Below are 2,488 nucleotides of genomic sequence, written 5' to 3' on the forward strand. Positions count from 1 at the left end.
TTTTAGTTTAGAGCCACCACCTCTATAAAAGTTTGTTTCGATTAAAGCGATGCAGCGCGGTCTTGGGGGTTTCCCCCATGAGCGACTGCATCAAGACAACCAGTTTATTAGGAGTATTAATTGCAAAATCAATCGTTTTAGACGCTTTCTTGATGGTAAGGTGTTTACCAAATTCTGATCTGATGCCATCTGACTTAGCCTGCGGGATGTACTTAAAGCCATGACGAGTACAGATAGAATTGACAAAGTACTCGACGATGTCTTCCATAGCTTTACCGCCCCGGTTTTTGCGAGCATTTGTATCTAGACCGACCTCGACACCGATAAAGTAATCTGTTAGGGACTTGATACGTCTTGAGGTGATTTGCTCTAGGAAACCTAACTCCTTTAGAAAAACAATAGCTTGATCAATATCTTCTTCTGTTAAATTTTCTTTCTTTTTAAAACTGAAATTATCATAGTTAAATTTTCCTGATTGATAGTCGGTTAAAATCTGAAACTTATGCTCACGACAAGCTAGCAAGGCTGGAATGATAGAGATTAGCTTTGGATGTTCTCTGAATAACACTCTTGCTTCTTCTTCAACATTATCCTTGCCCACAAGATAGTTCAAAAGATTGAGACTAATCTCAATATCTCTAACATTTTTCCCAACCTTATTCCAATTTACGAAATAATCCCATTTCAAAATAGAGGGTTTCAGGGTTGCCATCACATACTCGAATACGCTGTCAGAGTCATTACAGCCAAGATTTTCCCTAAATACAGAATGAAATTTCATCGGATTTGTCCTGTGTCCTATGTCATTTGTCCTTTTTGAATAAAATAACCAATGGTAAAATTATTCCCCCTCTCCCCCCTCTACCTTCTTATAGTTACTCCTATAGTTACATGATTGCAATGCTCCTTTTTCAGATTGCTTTGAATGTTAATTCAATAGTTAGTAACCAGAAGTTCCCTAATTTCTCCTCTGCTATTTCCTTTTGAGTTTATTCTACGGGATGCCGATACTCGCTCGATCTTAAACCCTTGATATAAGTCATCGAAAAACAAATCATCAACATAGTTAGTTGGATCAGAATTGCTGAGCATTTGATGGGCTCCTGCCTGATCAGTTTTCACAAACACATCCCGTAAACGACGCTGCTCACTATCATCAAAGTCTAGGGAATGATAGGAATTGAAATTGGAGGTTTTGCTGATAGGACGATAGGGAGGATCATAGTAAATAAAGGTGCTATGATCAGCATATTTCAGAACTTGACTAAAGTCCCTTTGTTCTATTTGAGCAATTTCGAATAGCTTGGAGACAGCTCGCAGATTATTGGCATTCAGAATTTTAGGATTTTTGTATCGTCCCACTGGCACATTAAATTCTCCTTTGCTATTGACCCGATACAGACCGTTAAAGCAAGTTTTATTCAGAAAAACCGTTATGGCAGCTCGCTTGCTCCAATCGGAATCGTAACCGTTAGCATCTATATGTTTATCAAACCTGTTATATTTGTTACGATATTCGTAGTATAATTCTTTCCGACGTTGATCATCTTGGGGTAGGTATGTATTACTAAGCTTTAACAGTTCTTTGATCAGTGATTCAACATCCTGTTGGATAACCTTATAAAGGATAATCAGCTCAGGATTGGTATCGAATAGATAAGCTTTCTGGATATCGAAACTGTTGACAATATCGAAAAAAACTGCACCTCCTCCCACGAAGGGCTCGATATAAGTCGTCAGACTTCCCTTGCGTAGCTTTGGTGAGTATCTCTCTCGAAGTTGTGGCAGAAGCTGCGTTTTGCCACCTGCCCATTTTAGCACAGGAGATGCTAATTCTCTTTCTTTTTTTATTGGGTGCTGTATTAGGGTAAATGGTTCAGATTCTGTTAAAATAGCCACGTTTGTAATTAGTAAAATTGCATACCATCAATATTGTATAGCATTTTTATTTGAGATGTAAACATAGGATTAATATAACAAGTAAACAGGGAACATATAACAGGAGTCAAACTATGCCGGTTTTTTTTGATTTAATGCTAAATAAGCATTGGATTTATGATATATTAATCAAGGCTATATATCCCTCAAATATTATTATTTGAGGAACCATACCATATAACTTGTATATAGTAAATATTTTTTCAAAAAAAGTAAGTATTTAAAATCATTTATTGTTGATATTTAAAAATCTCTTAATTTATATCAAATCTGGATAATTTTCCATACTTACAATATCCATAAAAAATCTTTCTCCCCCTACTCCCTACTCCCTCGGTGCGCTTTCCGTAGGCGAATTAAATTCGCCACGGGTCGCACCGCTCCCTACTCCCTCTTCCCTACTCCCTGCCCGCACCGCTATCACCAAGAACAGCTACCAAAATTCGGAACAATTCTTCTAAATCAGCTGGAACACGGTAAAGATTCAGGTCTTGAGTAACTTGTTTATGCTCTCGGTGCAAAAGCCCAAATTGCCAGATATCCCCTGTAG

2 protein-coding genes are annotated in these 2,488 nt (G+C 37.6%); both read right to left on the reverse strand.

Translation table 11 applies throughout. The annotated features are described in order from the left end of the window. Positions 1–22: 22 nt before the first annotated feature. Positions 23–781: a DpnII family type II restriction endonuclease gene (locus tag F6K37_RS38040; protein WP_287256246.1), complete on the reverse strand. Its 759-nt coding sequence runs from the start codon at positions 779–781 to the stop codon at positions 23–25. Positions 782–933: 152 nt separating this feature from the next. Continuing rightward, positions 934–1,899 (reverse strand): DNA adenine methylase, encoded by a 966-nt coding sequence (locus tag F6K37_RS38045; protein ID WP_287256249.1) that lies wholly within the window; start codon positions 1,897–1,899, stop codon positions 934–936. Positions 1,900–2,488: the final 589 nt, after the last annotated feature.

Origin of the sequence: Moorena sp. SIO4E2 (assembly GCF_010671945.1) — a bacterium.
Lineage (GTDB): Bacteria > Cyanobacteriota > Cyanobacteriia > Cyanobacteriales > Coleofasciculaceae > Moorena > Moorena producens.